Here is a 14,275-nt window from a genome sequence, read left to right as displayed (position 1 = left end):
TGGTCGTCACGCCGCCGCGGCCGCGCATTCGCTGATGCCGGCCATGTACTTCGAAGGGGGCATCGAGTTCACCGAGGCCTGGATCGCTTCCCGGCACAGCGAGGGGCGCTGCACCAGCGTCTCGAAGTAGCGCCCGACCAGCGCCAGCCCGCGCCACATCGAAGACAAGCCGAGGTAGTTGAGGCGAACCAGGTTGACGCCCCAGAGCACATCGGCCAGCGAGAAGGGATGGCCGTGCAGGCAGGAGAAGGCTTTTGCCGCCAGGTCGCGCTCGAGTTCCTGGAGCAAGCCGCCGACCTCCTCGCGTGCGGCCCGCTGGAAGGCCGCGTCATGGCGCACGCGCCGGCCGCCGCTCTCCTTCGCGATCTTGGCGCGATAGGCCTCCACCAGGTCCGGCGCGTCCGCGTTGGCTGCGATCAATTGTTCGAGCGACATGATCTTGTGCTCGTAGACGCTCGCCATCACCCGCTTGAGCTCGCCGGGCCGCAGGTCGGCATCGGGATGGAAGCCATACAGCAGCGCGCCGTTCGGAATCCTGTCGACGATGCCGACCTGGCGCATCACCTCGGCCCGCGCCGCCGGCTCGTCGGGCACCAGTTGCAGCGGCTGGCGCGAGACGGCGTCGAGGTAGGCGCAGATCTGGCGCGAATCGGCGAGCACGAGGCCGGCCTCGTGGTCCACCAGCAGGGGCACCACGCAGGGGTCGAAGCCTTCGGTCTCCACCGAAGTCCGTCCGCTGTAGCCGCTCACGTAGTCACGGCCCGTGGCGCGGCCCGCGATCATCCGCAGGCGCACGTAGGCGGGGCTGTAGTGCTCGGCCGGGATCACGCCCGCCGGCCCCATCGAACTGAGGATCAGCATGTCGTTGGAGCGGTAGGGCAGGCGCTTCTCTGCCAGTACGGTGCGCACCTTCTGCGAGCACAGCGAGCTCGCGGCGTGGAACAGCTCGAAGCGCGGCGCGTCCCGGTCGCCGACGATCGCGCTGCGGCTGGGGTCCTGCATGGCCGCGCGGGCATCGGCGGCCATCTTCGTCAGGGGGGCATGGGTGGTCATTGCATTCCTCTGTGAACGGGTGGGCTTGGGGATGGGGTGGCATGCAGGTGCTGCTCCATCTGCCGCGCGACGTGCAGCAGTGCCGCGTCGTCGCCGGGCCGGCCGACCACCTGGAGGCCGGCCGGCAACGCGCCGGCACTGCGGCGCAGCGGGATCGAGATCGAAGGGCAGCCCGCGAGGTTGAACGGGGCGGTGTAGCGCATCAAGGCTTCGCGCATGCTGCCGGACCAGTCGCCGATGGCCATGTCCTCTTCGCCGATGCGCGGCGCGGTGCAGGGCGTGGTGGGCAGCACGATGAAGCGATGCCCGGCCATCAGGCGCCCGAGGCCGGTGGCGAACGCGCGCCGCACCTGCTGCGCCTGCGCGTAGTCGTCCATGCGCAGTGCCTTCGCGCGTTCCAGCCGGCCGATCGTCTCCGCGCCGTAGTGCGAAGCGATCCAGTCCGGGTCGTGACGGCTGAAATGGACCAGTGCGCCTTCCGCCAGGACGATGCGCGCGAAGGCATCGAAGGCGCCGTCGAAGACCTCGGCGGCCTTCGGCTCCGCCAGCTCCTCCATGCGGAAGACCGAGGCGAGGCGGTCCGCCGCCACCGCGAAGGCGCTGGCGATCTCGGTGGCGGGCCGCACCGGTGCGATGCCGCAGATCACGCCCACGCGCAGCTCGCCGTTCATGCGCTCGCCGCACGCCGACGTGCCGATGCCGAGTGCTTCGGCCAGCAGCGCGACGTCGTCGACGCCCGCGCCGAGCAGGCCGGGATGATCGAGGCTCGCCGCCAGCGGAAAGATGCCCTGCGTGGGCAGCGCGCCGTAGCTCGGCTTGAAGCCGGTGACGCCGCACAGTGCCGCGGGTATGCGCACCGAACCGCCGGTGTCCGTGCCGAGGCCGGCGGCGACCACGCCGTCGGCGATGGCCACCGCCGCGCCGCCGCTCGAACCGCCGGGACTGCGCTGCGGGTCCGACGGATGCAGGGTGTCGCCGAAGGCCTCGCTCGCCGTCGTGACGCCCCAGGCGAATTCATGCGTGGTCGTCTTGCCGACGACGATCGCGCCCTGTTCCACGAGCCGGCGCACGACGGCGGCGTCGGCGTCGGGAATGTGGCCGACGAAGGCCGGCGAGCCGTAGCGCGTCTCGATGCCGCGTGTGTCGATCAAGTCCTTCACGCCGATGGGCAGCCCTTCGAGCGGGCGCGGGCGGCCTGCGGCATAGCGGCGATCGCTCTCGGCCGCAGCCGCGCTCGCTTGCGCGTGCGGGATGGCCGCGAAGGCACGCAGCCTGCGCTGGGTGTCCTCGGCGCGGTACAGCGTTTCCTGCACGAGTTCGCTCGCGCTGACCCGGCCACCGGTCAGGGCTTCGAGCGATTGACGCAGCGATGCGGCGCGGCGCGGCGGAGGGTTCACCACAGGCGCTCCAGGAGGGCGTCGAGGCGTGCGGACGCGTCGGCGCCGAGGTCGGCCACTTCCTCCGGATAGTTGTGCGTGAGCAGTGCGGAGACCTCGGGCAGTTTCGCGCGGTCCAGGTCGAAGTCGCCCACGCGGCTCGGCAGGCCGAGGGCCTGCACCACGCCCTCGATACGGTCGGCCAGCCGCTCGGCCGCACCGGCGCCGCCCGGCGACAGCGCCTCCAGCTTGTCGCCGTAGAAGGCCGCGCAGGCCCGGATGACCGGTGCCAGCGTGATGCAGGATGTCGCGCTGTGCGGCAGGCCGAAGCTCCCGCCCAGGATGTGGCCGATGCGATGGCTCAGCCCATAGATCACCGAGGCCGGCGAGAAGTAGCACTGCCAGGCGCCGAGCTGCAGTTGCAGCAGGTCGGCGTCGCTCACCAGGCCCGCCTCGAGCGCCTGGCGTGTCTCCACCTTCGCCGGCCACTTCTGCAGCACGCGGAAAAAGCGCTCGACGCCGCTGGCCGCCATGATCGCGTGGGGGTGGCTGGGCGTCACCTTGCGCATGCCCTCCACCGCGTGATCGATGCCCTTGATGGCCGAAGACAGCAGCAGCGCGCGCGGCGTGTCGCGCACCAGCACCGGATCGATCAGCACCCGCTTCGGCGTGGTCTCGCGCACCGCGTAGCTGCGCTTGAACTTCTGCGCGCCGGTGGTCTCGGTGATGCCGAAGTAGTGCGAGAACTCCGAGCCCGAGAGCGTGGTCGGCAGCGCCACGATCGGCAGGTGGCGGCCGGTGCGCTGGTGGTGCAGGTGGGACACCGCCTTGGCCGCGTCGAGCACCGAGCCGCCGCCCAGTCCCACGATGGCGCGGGCGTCCGCGCGCAGGCAGGCTTCGAGCGCCGCGTTCACCGCCACGTCGGGCACGTGCGCGGGCAGGTCCAGAACGCGGCCGGCGATGGCGGCGAGGTGGGGCTCGACATGCTGGCGTGCGAGCGCTTCGAGCGGGGCGACGCTGAAGAGCATCGGCCGATCGATGCCCTGTTGCGCCAGCTGCGGGAGCGCACCCGCCAGGATGTTCTCGCCCCACAGCACCGCATCCTGCGGCAGGCAGTTCAGATGGTTCATGGTGATGGTCCTGATCCGATGGAGTTCGGAGGACCGCGACGATAAGTCCGATGCCGCCTGTCTGAGGCTGCCTGCGCCGGGACTCAGCGTCCAGGTTTCTGAACGATGCCGGCGCGCGGCTTTTGTGTGCTCACTGCCCGCCGAAGTCCGTGAGCTTCGGAATCTCCGTGGCCAGGAAGTCCACCAGCGACCGCACCGCCGGCAGCAGTCCGGTGCGGTAAGGGATGAGTGCCGAGATGCGCGCATCGGCGGCGATCCAGCCGGGCAGGATCTGCCGCAGCGAACCCGACGCCAGTTCGCTGCGGCAGATGTAGCCCGGCAGCGCCGCGATGCCCAGGCCGGCGCAGGCCGCTTCCTTGAGCGACACCATGTTGTTGCTCTGGAAGCGCGGCGCCATCGCCACCACGAACTCCTTGCCGGCCGCGTCCTTGAGCTGCCATTGCACCGGGCCGTTGCGCACCATCGAGATGCTCGCGTGGTGCAACAACTCTTCCGGATGCTGCGGCTCCTTCGCCTTCGCCAGGTAGGACGGGCTGGCGAACAGGAACCACGGTGCGTTCGAGATCGCCCGCTGCACCAGCGTCGAGTTCTGCAGCGGCGTGGTGTGGCCGCGGATCGCGAGGTCGAAGCCCTCGCCGACGATGTCGACGTAGCGGTCGGTCGCGATCTCGACGATCTGCACCTTGGGGTGGCGGGCGAGGAAGACCGGCAGCAAGTCGCGCAGCGCGAACTGCGCGATCTCCACCGCGGTCGTGATGCGGATCACGCCGCTCGGCTCCGCCAGGCGCTGGCGGATCGCCTCCTCGGCGATGTCGGCGCTGTGCAGCATGGCGACCGCGTACTGGTAGAACTCCTTGCCGATGTCGGTCGTGCCGAACTGCCGCGAGGTGCGGTTGAGCAGGCGCACGCCGAGCGAAGCTTCGAGCTCCTGCACGCGGTGGCTCAGGGTCGACTTGGGCAGGCGCAGGGCCTGGCCGGCCGAGGTGAAGCCGCCGCGGTCGACGACCTGCACGAAGTAGTAGACGTCCTTGAGGTCGAGCATCGTGGGCCTGTGCATGGCCCTCTGCGGGGGCCTGTGGAGAGGATCGCGCCGAGCATACGCGCGAACCCACGCGAACGCGCGTGCCGCCATCGTCCAGAAATCGGGAACTCTGCGTGCAAGCCGCGCCGGCTTCTCAAGCACGTGGGGCCTTCCTACGATTTCCTCGTCCGGTCCACTGCGAGACCACCACCCCGAGCCGACCCCGCACCACCCAATGGATGGAGACCCACACCATGAATTCGCTCATCGATGAATTGATCTGCGAGCGCCGCACGAAGCGCGGCTTTCTCGACCGCCCCGTGCCCATCGAGACCGTGAGGGACATCCTCGCCGTCGCCAAGTACGCCCCCAGTTCGAGCAACACGCAGCCCTGGCGCTGCTACGTGGTCACGGGAGAGGCGCGCCGGCGCGTGACGAGCGCGGCCGTGGCGGCCTACCGCGCCGAGCCCGAGACGCTCATGCCCGAGTACCCCTTCTTCCCGCAGACCCTGCCCGATCCCTTTTCGACCCGCTTCAACACCTTCCGCGGCCAGCTCGGCGATGCGCAGGGCGTGCACCGCAGCGACAAGGCGGGCCGCCGGCGCGACGTGGAGCGGCAGTTCCTCTTCTTCGACGCGCCGGTCGGGATCATCTTCACGATGGACCGGCGCCTGGAGTGGGCCAGCTTCATCTGCTACGGCTGCTTCCTGCAGAACATCATGCTGGCCGCCAAGGCGCGCGACCTCGACACCTGCCCGCAGCAGATCTGGTCGCTGCAGTACCCGGTGCTGCGCGCCGAGCTGGGCATCCCCGAAGGCGAGATGGTCGTCGCGGGCATGTCGCTGGGCTACGCCGACAACAGCATGCCGGAGAACCGAATGGCGCTGCACAAGCTGGAGGTCGAGGACTTCACGACCTTCGTCAATGCCTGACGTGCATCCCCCATCCCGCGTTGCACCCCACCCCTTCGCCCATCCATCCCTACATTGAACAAGGAGTTCCCGTGTCGATCATCAAAGGCTTCCATCACCTGACCGCCGGCGTCCGCGGCGCGCAGGAGGATGTCGATTTCTACGTCAAGCTGCTCGGCCAGAGCCTGGTCAAGAAGACCGTGCTGCTGGACGGCGAGGACCCGATCTACCACCTCTACTACGGCAACCCGAAGGGCGATGCCGGCACCCTGGTCACTTCCTTTCCGTTCCGGCAGAAGGGCGTGAAGGCGCGGCCCGGCTCCGGCCAGATCCGCGTCATCAACTACTCGGTGCCCCAGGGCTCGCTGGACTTCTGGCGTGCGCGCTTCGAGGCCCACGGCGTCGCCTTCGACCACGAGGTCGTGGAGCGCTTCGGCGAGCAGCGCCAGCGCTTCCATCACCCCTGCGGCATCGAGTTCGACCTGGTGGCCTCCGACCGTGATGCGCGCATGCCCTGCGTGGCCGAGGACATCCCCGAGGCGTTCGCCATCCGCGGCGTGCACAGCATCACGCTCTCGCTGCGCGAAGTGGCGGAATCGATCCTCTTCATGCAGGAGGCGATCGGCTTCCGCTACGTGGGCGAATCGGGCCCGTACCACCGCTTCGAGACCGCCGACGGCACGCCCGGCACCATCGTCGAGTTCCAGCACGAGCCGGACCGGCTGCAAGGCTCCTCGATCTACGGCGAGGGCACCGTGCACCACGTCGCCTTCGCGGTCGACAACGAAGCGCAGCAGATGCAGATCAAGGACAAGCTCTTCGCCCTGGGCTACATCGACACCTCCGAGTCGGTCAACCGCAACTACTTCCGCTCGATGTACTTCAAGATGCCGGGCGGCGTGATGTTCGAGGCCGCCACCACCGACATCGGGTTTGCCATCGACGAGGAGCCTGGCCACTTCGGAGAGGAGTTCCAGCTGCCTCCGTGGCTCAGGGAACGCAAGGACGAACTGCTCGGCCGCCTGGAGCCCATCTCGGTATGAACACGAACTTCAAACCCAAAGTCCTCGTTGCGTTCTACTCGCGCAACAGCTCGACCGAACGGCTGGCCCGCGCGATCGCCGAGGGTGCGACCGGCGAGGGCGCCGAGGTGCGGCTGCGCCGCGCACGCGAAGTCATCAGCCCCGCGGCCATGGCGCAGGTGCCGGGCTGGACCGAACGCGCGGAACAGATGAACGCGCGCTACGAGGCGCCGACCGAGGCGGATGCCGACTGGGCCGACGCCATCGTGCTGGGCACGCCCACGCGCTTCGGCGCCATCTCCTCGGAGCTCAAGGCCTACATCGACGGGCTTGGCGGGCTGTGGTTCCAGGGCAAGCTCAACGGCAAGGTGGGCTCGGTCTTCGGCGCGACCTCCTCGCTGCACGGCGGCAACGAATCGACCTTGCTGTCGATGTACACGCCGATGGCGCACCTGGGCCTGATCATCGTGCCGCTGGGCTATGCCGATCCCGCGATGTTCAAGGCCGGCACGCCCTACGGTGCGACGCATGTCTCGAAGCTCGACACCCTCGAGCCGGATGCGGACCACCTGGACGTGGCGCGCTTCCAGGGACGGCGGGTCGCGACCGTGGCCCGGGCGCTGCGGGGCGGACTGCCTGAGGCGGCCGCGGCGTGAGGCGCGCTATGCGTCGGTGAGCAGCGGCACCCAGCCCGGCTGCTCGCTCACCCTCTGCGTCCAGGCCCGGATGGCCGGGTAGCGGGCCATGTCGTAGCCGCCTTGGCCGGCCAGCGACACATAGCAGGAGGCGGCGAGGTCGGCGAGCGTGTAGCGCTCGCCCACCAGCCAGGTGCGCGGGGCGAGCCATTGCTCGAGCTTGTCGAGCGCGGCGTGGCCGTCCTGGTGAAAGCGCGCGATGTCCCCCGCCTTCTCGGCCGCCATGCCGCGCAGGTGGTAGACGCGCGGCGTCGCGATGGGCTTTTGCAGATCCGCCTGCTCGAAGAACAGCCATCCCATCATCTCGGCACGCAGGAAAGGGTCCTCGGGCACCAGGTGCGTGCCCTCGGCCAGGTGCAGCAGGATGGCCCCCGATTCCACCAGCGTGCGGCCGTCTTCGAACTCGAGCACCGGCACGCGCGCGAAGCGGCTCTTCTGCCGGAACGCCGGCGTCCCAGCCTCGCCCTGGGTGAGATCGAGCGTCACGCGCTCGAAGGGAATGCCGAGCTGGCTGAGCAGGATGCGGATCTTCCAGCAGTTGCCGGAGAAGCGGCTGTCGTAGAGGCGCAGCATGAACGAGGCTTGAGAAGGGCGAGGTGCGGGATACGCATGATCCCGTATCCGCCGCGATGCTGGCAAGGCGCATCGCGCGGCAGGGTGAATGGATGCTGGTAACGAGGTTATCCATATAATCGAAGTTAACGAAACTTCCAGACGTGAACCCGCTTCCGGTTTCTCGTGTATTCCCATGACACCCGCCGCCAAGCATCCCGCCTCCACGCCCCGCGCTGTTCGAACGCCGAAAGCGAAACAACAGCGAGATGCCGACTTCGCCAGTGCTGCAGAAACCAGGGACTTGCTCAAGAGCAGTTGGTCCGCGCGCAGCGCCCGCCTCGCGGCGGACGACATGCTCTCGACGGACGAAGCCGCGGCCCTTGCCGGCACCAGCCGAGTCACCATCAATGCGTGGATTGCGAAGGGGCGCTGCATTGGCCTCTCGCAAGCGGTCCGTGGTTTCAGAGTCCCGAGCTGGCAGTTCGAACCGGACTTCTGGCCGCTGGTGCCGAAGCTCGCCGAGGCCTTGGGCACGACCGAGGGCTGGGCACTGCTCTCATTTCTGGAAACGCCTCATGGCGCGCTTGGAGGTACGACACCGCGGGCGGCCATCGAGCAAGGCCGGTCCGAGCGCGTGCTCGAACTGGCGGGATCAGAAGGCTTTTGATCCCCGCCATGACGTTGCAAGACCTCGAAGACGCACCGGAGCACCAGCTTCCGTCGCCGACCATCCTCTACCGGGTCCAGCGCGTCAGCACTCGGCGGAGCACGATGCTGATCGGTCCTCTGAAGCTGCCGCCGCGGGGCATGCTGAGGCGTTGCCATGGAGTCAGCCCTGCAGCCTGAAGCCCTTCGCCATCTCCACCACCGCCTGCTTGTCGAAGGCGTTGATCTCGTCGATCAGCTCGTTGCTGAACAGGCGGTTCGGGTCCCCGAGTTCGTCGGCCAGCTTCGGGTTCTTCGTGCTCTCGGCCGTCATGTCGATGTTCGCCTTCCACTCGGCCAGCGAGGAGGCGCCGATGCGCTGGTCCGGGTCGTCGGGCCGGCGCATCCAGCTGTTGCGGCGGTCCTTCAGGATGAAGGCCAGCTCCTTGCGCGCCTCCGCCTCGCTGCGGCCCTTGGGCCGGCTCTCGGGGTACACGGCCCAGTGCAGGTCGATGCCGGCGTCGAGGTTGGCGTGGGAGAAAAGAGTGGACTTGGCGATGCCGCGGAACAACGCCACCAGGGCCTTGCGCTCCTCCTTCAGCAGCTTGCGCGGCACGCAGATCCAGCCCGAGCCGACCTGCGCGAACTTCGGCGTGATCGGCACGTAGCGCAGGGCCGTGCCCACCAGCTCGATGCGGGCCGCCGCGGTGTCGAAGGTCACCATGGCATCGACGCGGTCGTTGTCGATGGCTGCCCCGGCCGGCGCGCCGTCGCCGATGGCGATGTACTCGCACCTGTCGTCCTTCAGGCCCAGCTCGGCGAGCATGGTCTTGGTGACCACGATGCCGCTGTCGCCCTGGCTGCGCACGCCGATGCGCTTGCCCGCGAGGTCTGCCGCGGACTTGATGGCACTGCCTGGCTTCACCACGATCACGTTGGCATTGCGCGGCAGCCACTTGTAGACACTCACCAAGTCCAGCGCCGGGTCCTTGGCCATGGCCGGCAGCAGGATGCCCGGCACGGCGGGCCCGAAGTCCGCATGGCCCGCACGCAGGCTCTGCAGGGCCTGGGTCATGCTGGACATGTTGACGTACTCCACGTCCACGCCGTCGGGCTTGTAGAAGTTGAGCCTGGGGTGCTGCCCGGCGGTGACGAAGCACTGCTGCGGGTCGTTCACCGCCGCGGTGTTGGCCACCTTCATCACGCGCAGCTTCTGCGCCAGGGCCGGCAGGGCGCCGCCGAGGCCGAGGGCGCCGAGGCCCAGGCCGAAATCACGTCGAGTCCACATGGTCCACTCCTGGTTGAAAGAGATTCAGACGTTCACCGTGCGCTGCGAGCTGTCGGCCGGCATCCAGTGCAGCACCCGCCGCTGTATGCGGCGCAGCAGGCCCGTCAGCAGGATGCCGATGACCGACAGCACCACGCACACCGCGAAGCTGCCGCCGGTGTCGGCCTGCGCCTCCATCTGCAGGATCAGCACGCCCAGCCCCGCCTGCGCGCCCACGAACTCGCCCACCACCGCGCCCACCACGCTGAAGGCGGCAGCCATGTTCAGGCCGGCGAAGATGTAGGGCAGGGCGCTCGGGAACTTGGCCTTGCGGAAGATCTGCCAGGGCGTGGCCGAGAGCGAGCGCAACAGGTCGATGCGGTCCGGGTCCACCGCCTTGAAGCCGGCGATGCTGGTCACCAGCACCGGGAAGAAGGTGAGCAGGCAGATGATCATCACCTTCGAGCCGATGCCGAATCCCAGCCACACCACGATGATCGGCGCCACCGCCACCTTGGGCACGCTTTGCAGCGCGGCGACGTAGGGTTCGAGCAGCGCCTCCAGCTTCGGCATCTGCGAGACCACGATGCCGATGGCCAGGCCGATGGCGCTGCCGATGCCGAAGCCCAGCACGATCTCCGTCAGCGTGACGCCGCCGTGGTACCAGAAGCCGTCCTTCGCCATCGGCCCCGTCGCCAGGCCGCGCCAGAGCGCGATGCCGATGTCGCTGACCGGCGGCACCAGGTGCCTGGGCACCTTGAAGAGGCGCACGGCGGCTTCCCATGAACCGAGCAGCGTGACCAGCAGCAGGATGGACTGCACGCGGGTGGAGGCCAGCGGGTTGGCGTGGCGCCTGCGCGGTGTCTTCGTGACCGGGGCGTGGTCGTCCTGCGGCGCGGTGGTGTCGCGGTTGCCGGTATTGAGCATGGCGGTCGTCATGTCAGCGGTCCTTTCAGTCGAACGAAGCGGCATGCGAGAAGCGCTCGCGGATCGCTGCGGTGGCGGAGGCGAAGACCGGCTGCGACATCATCTCCATCGTGCGCGGCCGCGGCAGCGCGATGGGCAGCACGCGCTCCAGCGTGCCCGGGCGGGGCGTCATCACGAACACCTGGTCGCCCAGGAACACGGCCTCGGGGATGGAGTGCGTGATCAGCACCACGGTCTTGCCGCTCTCCATCCAGATGCGCTGCAGCTCCAGGTTCATGCGTTCGCGCGTCATCGCGTCGAGTGCGCCGAAGGGCTCGTCCATCAGCAGGATCTTGGGGTCGTGCAGCAGGGCCCGCGCGATCGAGGCGCGCTGCTGCATGCCGCCGCTGAGCTGGCGCGGCAGCTTGTGCTCGAAGCCGTCGAGGCGGACCATGTGCAGCAGTTGCATGGCGCGCTCGCGCGCCTTCTTCATGTCCAGCCCGATGACCTCGGCGGGCAGCATCACGTTGTCGAGGATCGTGCGCCAGGGCAGCAGGATCGAACTCTGGAACACCACGCCCACGTCGCGCCGCGTGCCGTGGATCGGCTGGCCGTCGAGCAGCACGCGGCCCGTCTCGTAGCCGAGCAGCCCGGCCAGGATGCGCAGCAGCGTGCTCTTGCCGCAGCCGCTGGGCCCGACGATGGTGACGAAGCTGCCCTGCGCGATGCTGCAGTCGATGCCGCTGAGTGCCAGCACGCCGTCCTGCCCGCCGCCGAAGGTCTTGGACAGCCCCTCGATGCGGATGTAGTCGCTCCTTGCTCCCTTCTCGTCGGGAGGCGTGTTCGCGTGGGCGTGCCGGGCGCTCGTCCGGTCCGCGAGTGTCGTGTTCATGCCTTGCCTCCAGCAGGATTCAGAAAGCGGACGATGTGATGCGCCAGCACCTCCGGCGCCTGCATCGCCGTCGCGTGGCCGATGGCGGGCAGCAGCACCGCATCCGCGCCGCGGATGCGCCCCGCCATCGCCAGGGTGACCGTGGGCGGCACCACGCGGTCCAGCTCGCCGGCCAGCACCAGGGTCGGTGCCACGATGCCGGCCACCCCCTTGTCCAGCGTGGTCGTCACAGTCGCGGCGCGGCGCGCCCCGCGGGCCGATGCCGGTCGCGCGTTGGCGAACACGCGCCGCAGCTCCGGCCGCTGTTGCAGGAACGCTTCGGGAAAGAACCAGGTGGCCAGTTCCTCCGCCGTCCCCGGCAGCCCCTCGCGCAGCGCGGCCAGGCAGCGCGCGTCGGGGCACAGCTCCTCGTAGGGCCGCGGCAGCGGCCAGGTGCTGCTCAGGACCAGGTGATCGATCACCCGCGGATGCAGCAGTGCCAGGGCTTGCGCGACCCGGCCTCCGAAGGAGGAGCCGAACACGTGCGCCCGCTTGAAGCCCAGCGCCCGGATCAGCAGGTGCGCATCGTTGGCCAGGTCCGCCAGCGTGGAAGGCCGTTCCGGCCCCTCGGTTTCGCCGCAGTCGCGCTGGTCGTAGGCGATCACGGTGAAGTGCCTGGCGAGCTGCGGCACCAGCGCGGCGAACATCTGGCGCGAGGCCTCCGCCCCGTGCATCAGCACGAGGGCCGGGCCCTGGCCTGCGCGCTCGAAAGCGATACGCAGGCCGTTGGCCTCGACGTAGTCGGTCATGGCATGCCTCCCTCTTCCTCGTTCATCCAGAACGTCATCTCGATCTTCAGGCCGCGCGGGTCGCTCAGAAAAAGCTGGTGGATGTCCCAACCGGGAATCGGCGCCTCGGCGAAGGGCACGCCCTGCGCCTGGAGGTGCGCGCGCATCTCCTTCAGCCCGCGTGAGCGGAAGGCGATATGGTCGACGTGGCCCGTGGCCGGCTGCACCGCCGCCTCCGGCGTGTCGAGGTGCGCATAGAGATGAACGATGGGCTGGCCCTCGGCATAGAGCCAGGCGCCGGGCGCCGGGATCTGCGGGCGCGCACCGACGGTGAGGCGCAGCACGCGCGTGTAGAAGTCGACCAGCGGCGGCAGCTCCTGCGGCGTGCAGCGAATCGTGAAGTGGTGAAGTGCGGCGACGGGCATGGCATCAGTCGTCCAGCAACGTGGAAAGAACCGCGGACAGCTCGGCCGCCGGATCGGCCGGCGTCCACGGCATGCGGAAGGCCACGTGCCCGTCCGGCCGCACCAGCACCGCGCCGCGCAGGCCGAGCAGCAGGCCGTCCTTCTCGTGCGAGTCCTCCAGCTGGCGCGCCTGCACCACGCGACCGTGGCGGCCCGAGACGGCGCGTGCGGCCTCCATCCAGCCGTCGGCCTTCGGTCCCGCCACCAGCACGAACTCGCGGTCGAACCAGTCCAGCGTGGTGTGGCGGCGCGCCAGGTCCAGCCAGATGTGCGGAAAGCGCGCGCCGGGCCGGTCGGTGGGTTCGTACCAGCGCGGCCGCAGGATGTGCCGGCCCGTGCCGTCGGGAATCACCGCGCCGTCTTCATAGCAGAAGCCCAGCGACTGGCCGATGCTGTGGATGTGGTTGTCGCTGTCACGGATCCAGAAGTCGATGCGCTCGCGGTTGCCCGAGCGCAGCGCCTCGTCGCACTGGATGAAGCGGGTCGCGTTGTGCAGGCTGAAGTCGGCGTTCGATTCGGCGACCGGGCGACGCTCGCGGTCGTAGCTGTCGAGCAGGCGCGCGCCGGCGCGGCCGGTGAGCACGAAGGCCAGCTTCCAGGCCAGGTTGTGCGCGTCCTGGATGCCGGAGTTCATGCCGTAGCCGCCGTTGGGCGGGAAGCGGTGCGCCGAGTCGCCCACCAGCAACACGCGCCCCTTGCGGAAGGTGGCCGCCACCTGTCGGCTCATGCGCCAGACGGAGCGGTTGATCACCTTCACGTCCAGCTCGGGCACGCCCGCGACCGTGCGGGCCAGGCGCACCACCTCGTCGTCGGTGCGCTCGCCGATGCGCTCGTCCACCTCGCGGCCCACCGGGAGCAGGCTCAGCCACTTGTCCTTGCCGTTGGTGTTGAGCACCGTGGTGATGGGGTAGGGCGAATCCTTCGCGTACACGCGCCAACCGGCGCACAGGGCGGCATCGCGCACGTGCGAGAGGTCGGCCTGCCAGTACTCGTTGGCCATCACGGCCAGGGTGGCGGGCCCGCGCATCTCGATGTCGGCCTGCCGGCGCACCGTGCTGGTGGCGCCGTCGGCGGCGATCAGGTACTGGGCGTGCCAGGTGATGGCTTCGCCGCTGTCCACCTGCCGGCCGGTCACCGCGATGCCGCCGGGCCCTTCGTCGTACTGCAGGAACTCGTGGCCGAAGAGGAGGCGGCCGACCTCGCTCCGGCGGGCATGGTCCAGCAGCTCCATCTCCACCGTGTCCTGCGACTGGATGATCTTCCAGCAGGGCGAGTGGCCCAGGTTCGGCTCAGGCGTGGTGCGGCCCCACTCGTGGCCGGTCATCGATTCGCAGAAGGCGAAGAAGTCGGAGCCGTCGGGCAGGGCATGGCGCTTCATGCGCTGGTCGATCCCCCATTGGCGGAAGATCTCCATCGTGCGCGTGTAGGTGCCGCGCGCCTTCGGGTGGTCGGTGGTGCTCGTGCTGCGTTCGAGCAGCACGAAGTCGATGCCGAAGCGCTGCAGCAGGATCGCCATCGACAGGCCCACCGGGCCGCCGCCGACGATCACGACCGGGACTTTGCTTTGCATG

Annotated in this window: 15 protein-coding genes; 4 read left to right on the top strand and 11 right to left on the bottom strand. The window is 69.1% G+C overall.

Features of this window, described 5'->3' with window-relative positions:
* Positions 1–6 precede the first annotated feature (6 nt).
* From ABEA07_RS20615 to ABEA07_RS20600, 4 genes are all read right to left on the bottom strand, one after another.
* On the bottom strand, positions 7–1,053 hold the full coding sequence (locus ABEA07_RS20615) for a glutathione S-transferase family protein (protein WP_345540178.1): 1,047 nt from the start codon (positions 1,051–1,053) through the stop codon (positions 7–9).
* On the bottom strand, positions 1,050–2,450 hold the full coding sequence (locus ABEA07_RS20610; RefSeq protein WP_345540176.1) for an amidase: 1,401 nt from the start codon (positions 2,448–2,450) through the stop codon (positions 1,050–1,052). The genes ABEA07_RS20615 and ABEA07_RS20610 overlap by 4 nt, the downstream gene beginning before the upstream one ends.
* On the bottom strand, positions 2,447–3,559 hold the full coding sequence (locus ABEA07_RS20605; protein WP_345540175.1) for an iron-containing alcohol dehydrogenase: 1,113 nt from the start codon (positions 3,557–3,559) through the stop codon (positions 2,447–2,449). Before ABEA07_RS20605 ends, ABEA07_RS20610 begins: the two co-directional genes overlap by 4 nt.
* A 130-nt stretch (positions 3,560–3,689) precedes the next feature.
* Entirely contained in the window at positions 3,690–4,601 is a 912-nt protein-coding gene (locus ABEA07_RS20600) for a LysR substrate-binding domain-containing protein (RefSeq protein ID WP_345540531.1), read from the bottom strand.
* A 233-nt stretch (positions 4,602–4,834) separates the two neighbouring features.
* Between ABEA07_RS20600 and ABEA07_RS20595 the strand changes: the two genes are divergently transcribed.
* The 3 genes from ABEA07_RS20595 to wrbA all read left to right on the top strand — a co-directional run bounded on the left by ABEA07_RS20595 (position 4,835) and on the right by wrbA (position 7,169).
* The gene (locus tag ABEA07_RS20595; protein ID WP_345540173.1) at positions 4,835–5,512 is read left to right on the top strand and encodes a nitroreductase; all 678 of its coding nucleotides are present in this window, start codon (positions 4,835–4,837) and stop codon (positions 5,510–5,512) included.
* A gap of 71 nt (positions 5,513–5,583) precedes the next feature.
* Positions 5,584–6,534, top strand: a complete 951-nt coding sequence (locus tag ABEA07_RS20590; protein WP_345540172.1) for a ring-cleaving dioxygenase — start codon at positions 5,584–5,586, stop codon at positions 6,532–6,534.
* Entirely contained in the window at positions 6,531–7,169 is a 639-nt protein-coding gene (gene wrbA / locus ABEA07_RS20585) for an NAD(P)H:quinone oxidoreductase (RefSeq protein WP_345540171.1), read from the top strand. The genes ABEA07_RS20590 and wrbA overlap by 4 nt, the downstream gene beginning before the upstream one ends.
* A 6-nt stretch (positions 7,170–7,175) precedes the next feature.
* Here wrbA and ABEA07_RS20580 read toward each other — a convergent pair whose 3' ends face one another.
* A complete protein-coding gene (locus ABEA07_RS20580) occupies positions 7,176–7,781 on the bottom strand; it encodes a glutathione S-transferase family protein (RefSeq protein WP_345540169.1) in 606 nt (201 codons plus the stop codon).
* 175 nt (positions 7,782–7,956) lie between these two features.
* Here ABEA07_RS20580 and ABEA07_RS20575 point away from each other — a divergent pair, with 175 nt between their 5' ends.
* Entirely contained in the window at positions 7,957–8,430 is a 474-nt protein-coding gene (locus tag ABEA07_RS20575) for a hypothetical protein (protein ID WP_345540168.1), read from the top strand.
* Between the two features lie 162 nt (positions 8,431–8,592).
* On the opposite strand, the gene ABEA07_RS20570 is transcribed toward ABEA07_RS20575, so the two are convergent.
* The 6 genes from ABEA07_RS20570 to ABEA07_RS20545 are packed head-to-tail and all read right to left on the bottom strand — an operon-like array spanning position 8,593 to position 14,274.
* On the bottom strand, positions 8,593–9,696 hold the full coding sequence (locus ABEA07_RS20570; protein WP_345540166.1) for an ABC transporter substrate-binding protein: 1,104 nt from the start codon (positions 9,694–9,696) through the stop codon (positions 8,593–8,595).
* 24 nt (positions 9,697–9,720) lie between these two features.
* A complete protein-coding gene (locus ABEA07_RS20565; protein ID WP_345540165.1) occupies positions 9,721–10,614 on the bottom strand; it encodes an ABC transporter permease in 894 nt (297 codons plus the stop codon).
* A gap of 13 nt (positions 10,615–10,627) precedes the next feature.
* Positions 10,628–11,473: an ABC transporter ATP-binding protein gene (locus ABEA07_RS20560; protein WP_345540163.1), complete on the bottom strand. Its 846-nt coding sequence runs from the start codon at positions 11,471–11,473 to the stop codon at positions 10,628–10,630.
* Positions 11,470–12,261: an alpha/beta fold hydrolase gene (locus ABEA07_RS20555; RefSeq protein WP_345540161.1), complete on the bottom strand. Its 792-nt coding sequence runs from the start codon at positions 12,259–12,261 to the stop codon at positions 11,470–11,472. The genes ABEA07_RS20560 and ABEA07_RS20555 overlap by 4 nt, the downstream gene beginning before the upstream one ends.
* Positions 12,258–12,665, bottom strand: coding sequence for a VOC family protein (locus ABEA07_RS20550; RefSeq protein ID WP_345540159.1), 408 nt, complete (start codon positions 12,663–12,665; stop codon positions 12,258–12,260). Before ABEA07_RS20550 ends, ABEA07_RS20555 begins: the two co-directional genes overlap by 4 nt.
* A 4-nt stretch (positions 12,666–12,669) precedes the next feature.
* Positions 12,670–14,274 (bottom strand): FAD-dependent monooxygenase, encoded by a 1,605-nt coding sequence (locus ABEA07_RS20545; protein WP_345540158.1) that lies wholly within the window; start codon positions 14,272–14,274, stop codon positions 12,670–12,672.
* Position 14,275: the final 1 nt, after the last annotated feature.

The organism is Variovorax defluvii (genome assembly GCF_039541515.1).
GTDB classification, from domain to species: Bacteria; Pseudomonadota; Gammaproteobacteria; order Burkholderiales; family Burkholderiaceae_C; genus Variovorax; species Variovorax defluvii.
Note: the sequence above shows the minus strand (reverse complement) of the source record. Positions and strands in the feature narration are given on the sequence as shown.

Bases quoted from the DNA above. Each gene is read 5' to 3' on its own strand.
- ABEA07_RS20570 (WP_345540166.1), bottom strand. From the start codon at position 9,696: ATGTGGACTCGACGTGATTTCGGCCTGGGCCTCGGCGCCCTCGGCCTC.
- ABEA07_RS20545 (WP_345540158.1), bottom strand. From the start codon at position 14,274: ATGCAAAGCAAAGTCCCGGTCGTGATCGTCGGCGGCGGCCCGGTGGGC.
- ABEA07_RS20580 (WP_345540169.1), bottom strand. From the start codon at position 7,781: ATGCTGCGCCTCTACGACAGCCGCTTCTCCGGCAACTGCTGGAAGATC.
- ABEA07_RS20560 (WP_345540163.1), bottom strand. From the start codon at position 11,473: ATGAACACGACACTCGCGGACCGGACGAGCGCCCGGCACGCCCACGCG.
- ABEA07_RS20555 (WP_345540161.1), bottom strand. From the start codon at position 12,261: ATGACCGACTACGTCGAGGCCAACGGCCTGCGTATCGCTTTCGAGCGC.
- ABEA07_RS20605 (WP_345540175.1), bottom strand. From the start codon at position 3,559: ATGAACCATCTGAACTGCCTGCCGCAGGATGCGGTGCTGTGGGGCGAG.
- ABEA07_RS20595 (WP_345540173.1), top strand. From the start codon at position 4,835: ATGAATTCGCTCATCGATGAATTGATCTGCGAGCGCCGCACGAAGCGC.
- ABEA07_RS20600 (WP_345540531.1), bottom strand. From the start codon at position 4,601: ATGCTCGACCTCAAGGACGTCTACTACTTCGTGCAGGTCGTCGACCGC.
- ABEA07_RS20550 (WP_345540159.1), bottom strand. From the start codon at position 12,665: ATGCCCGTCGCCGCACTTCACCACTTCACGATTCGCTGCACGCCGCAG.
- ABEA07_RS20575 (WP_345540168.1), top strand. From the start codon at position 7,957: ATGACACCCGCCGCCAAGCATCCCGCCTCCACGCCCCGCGCTGTTCGA.
- ABEA07_RS20565 (WP_345540165.1), bottom strand. From the start codon at position 10,614: ATGACGACCGCCATGCTCAATACCGGCAACCGCGACACCACCGCGCCG.
- wrbA (WP_345540171.1), top strand. From the start codon at position 6,531: ATGAACACGAACTTCAAACCCAAAGTCCTCGTTGCGTTCTACTCGCGC.
- ABEA07_RS20615 (WP_345540178.1), bottom strand. From the start codon at position 1,053: ATGACCACCCATGCCCCCCTGACGAAGATGGCCGCCGATGCCCGCGCG.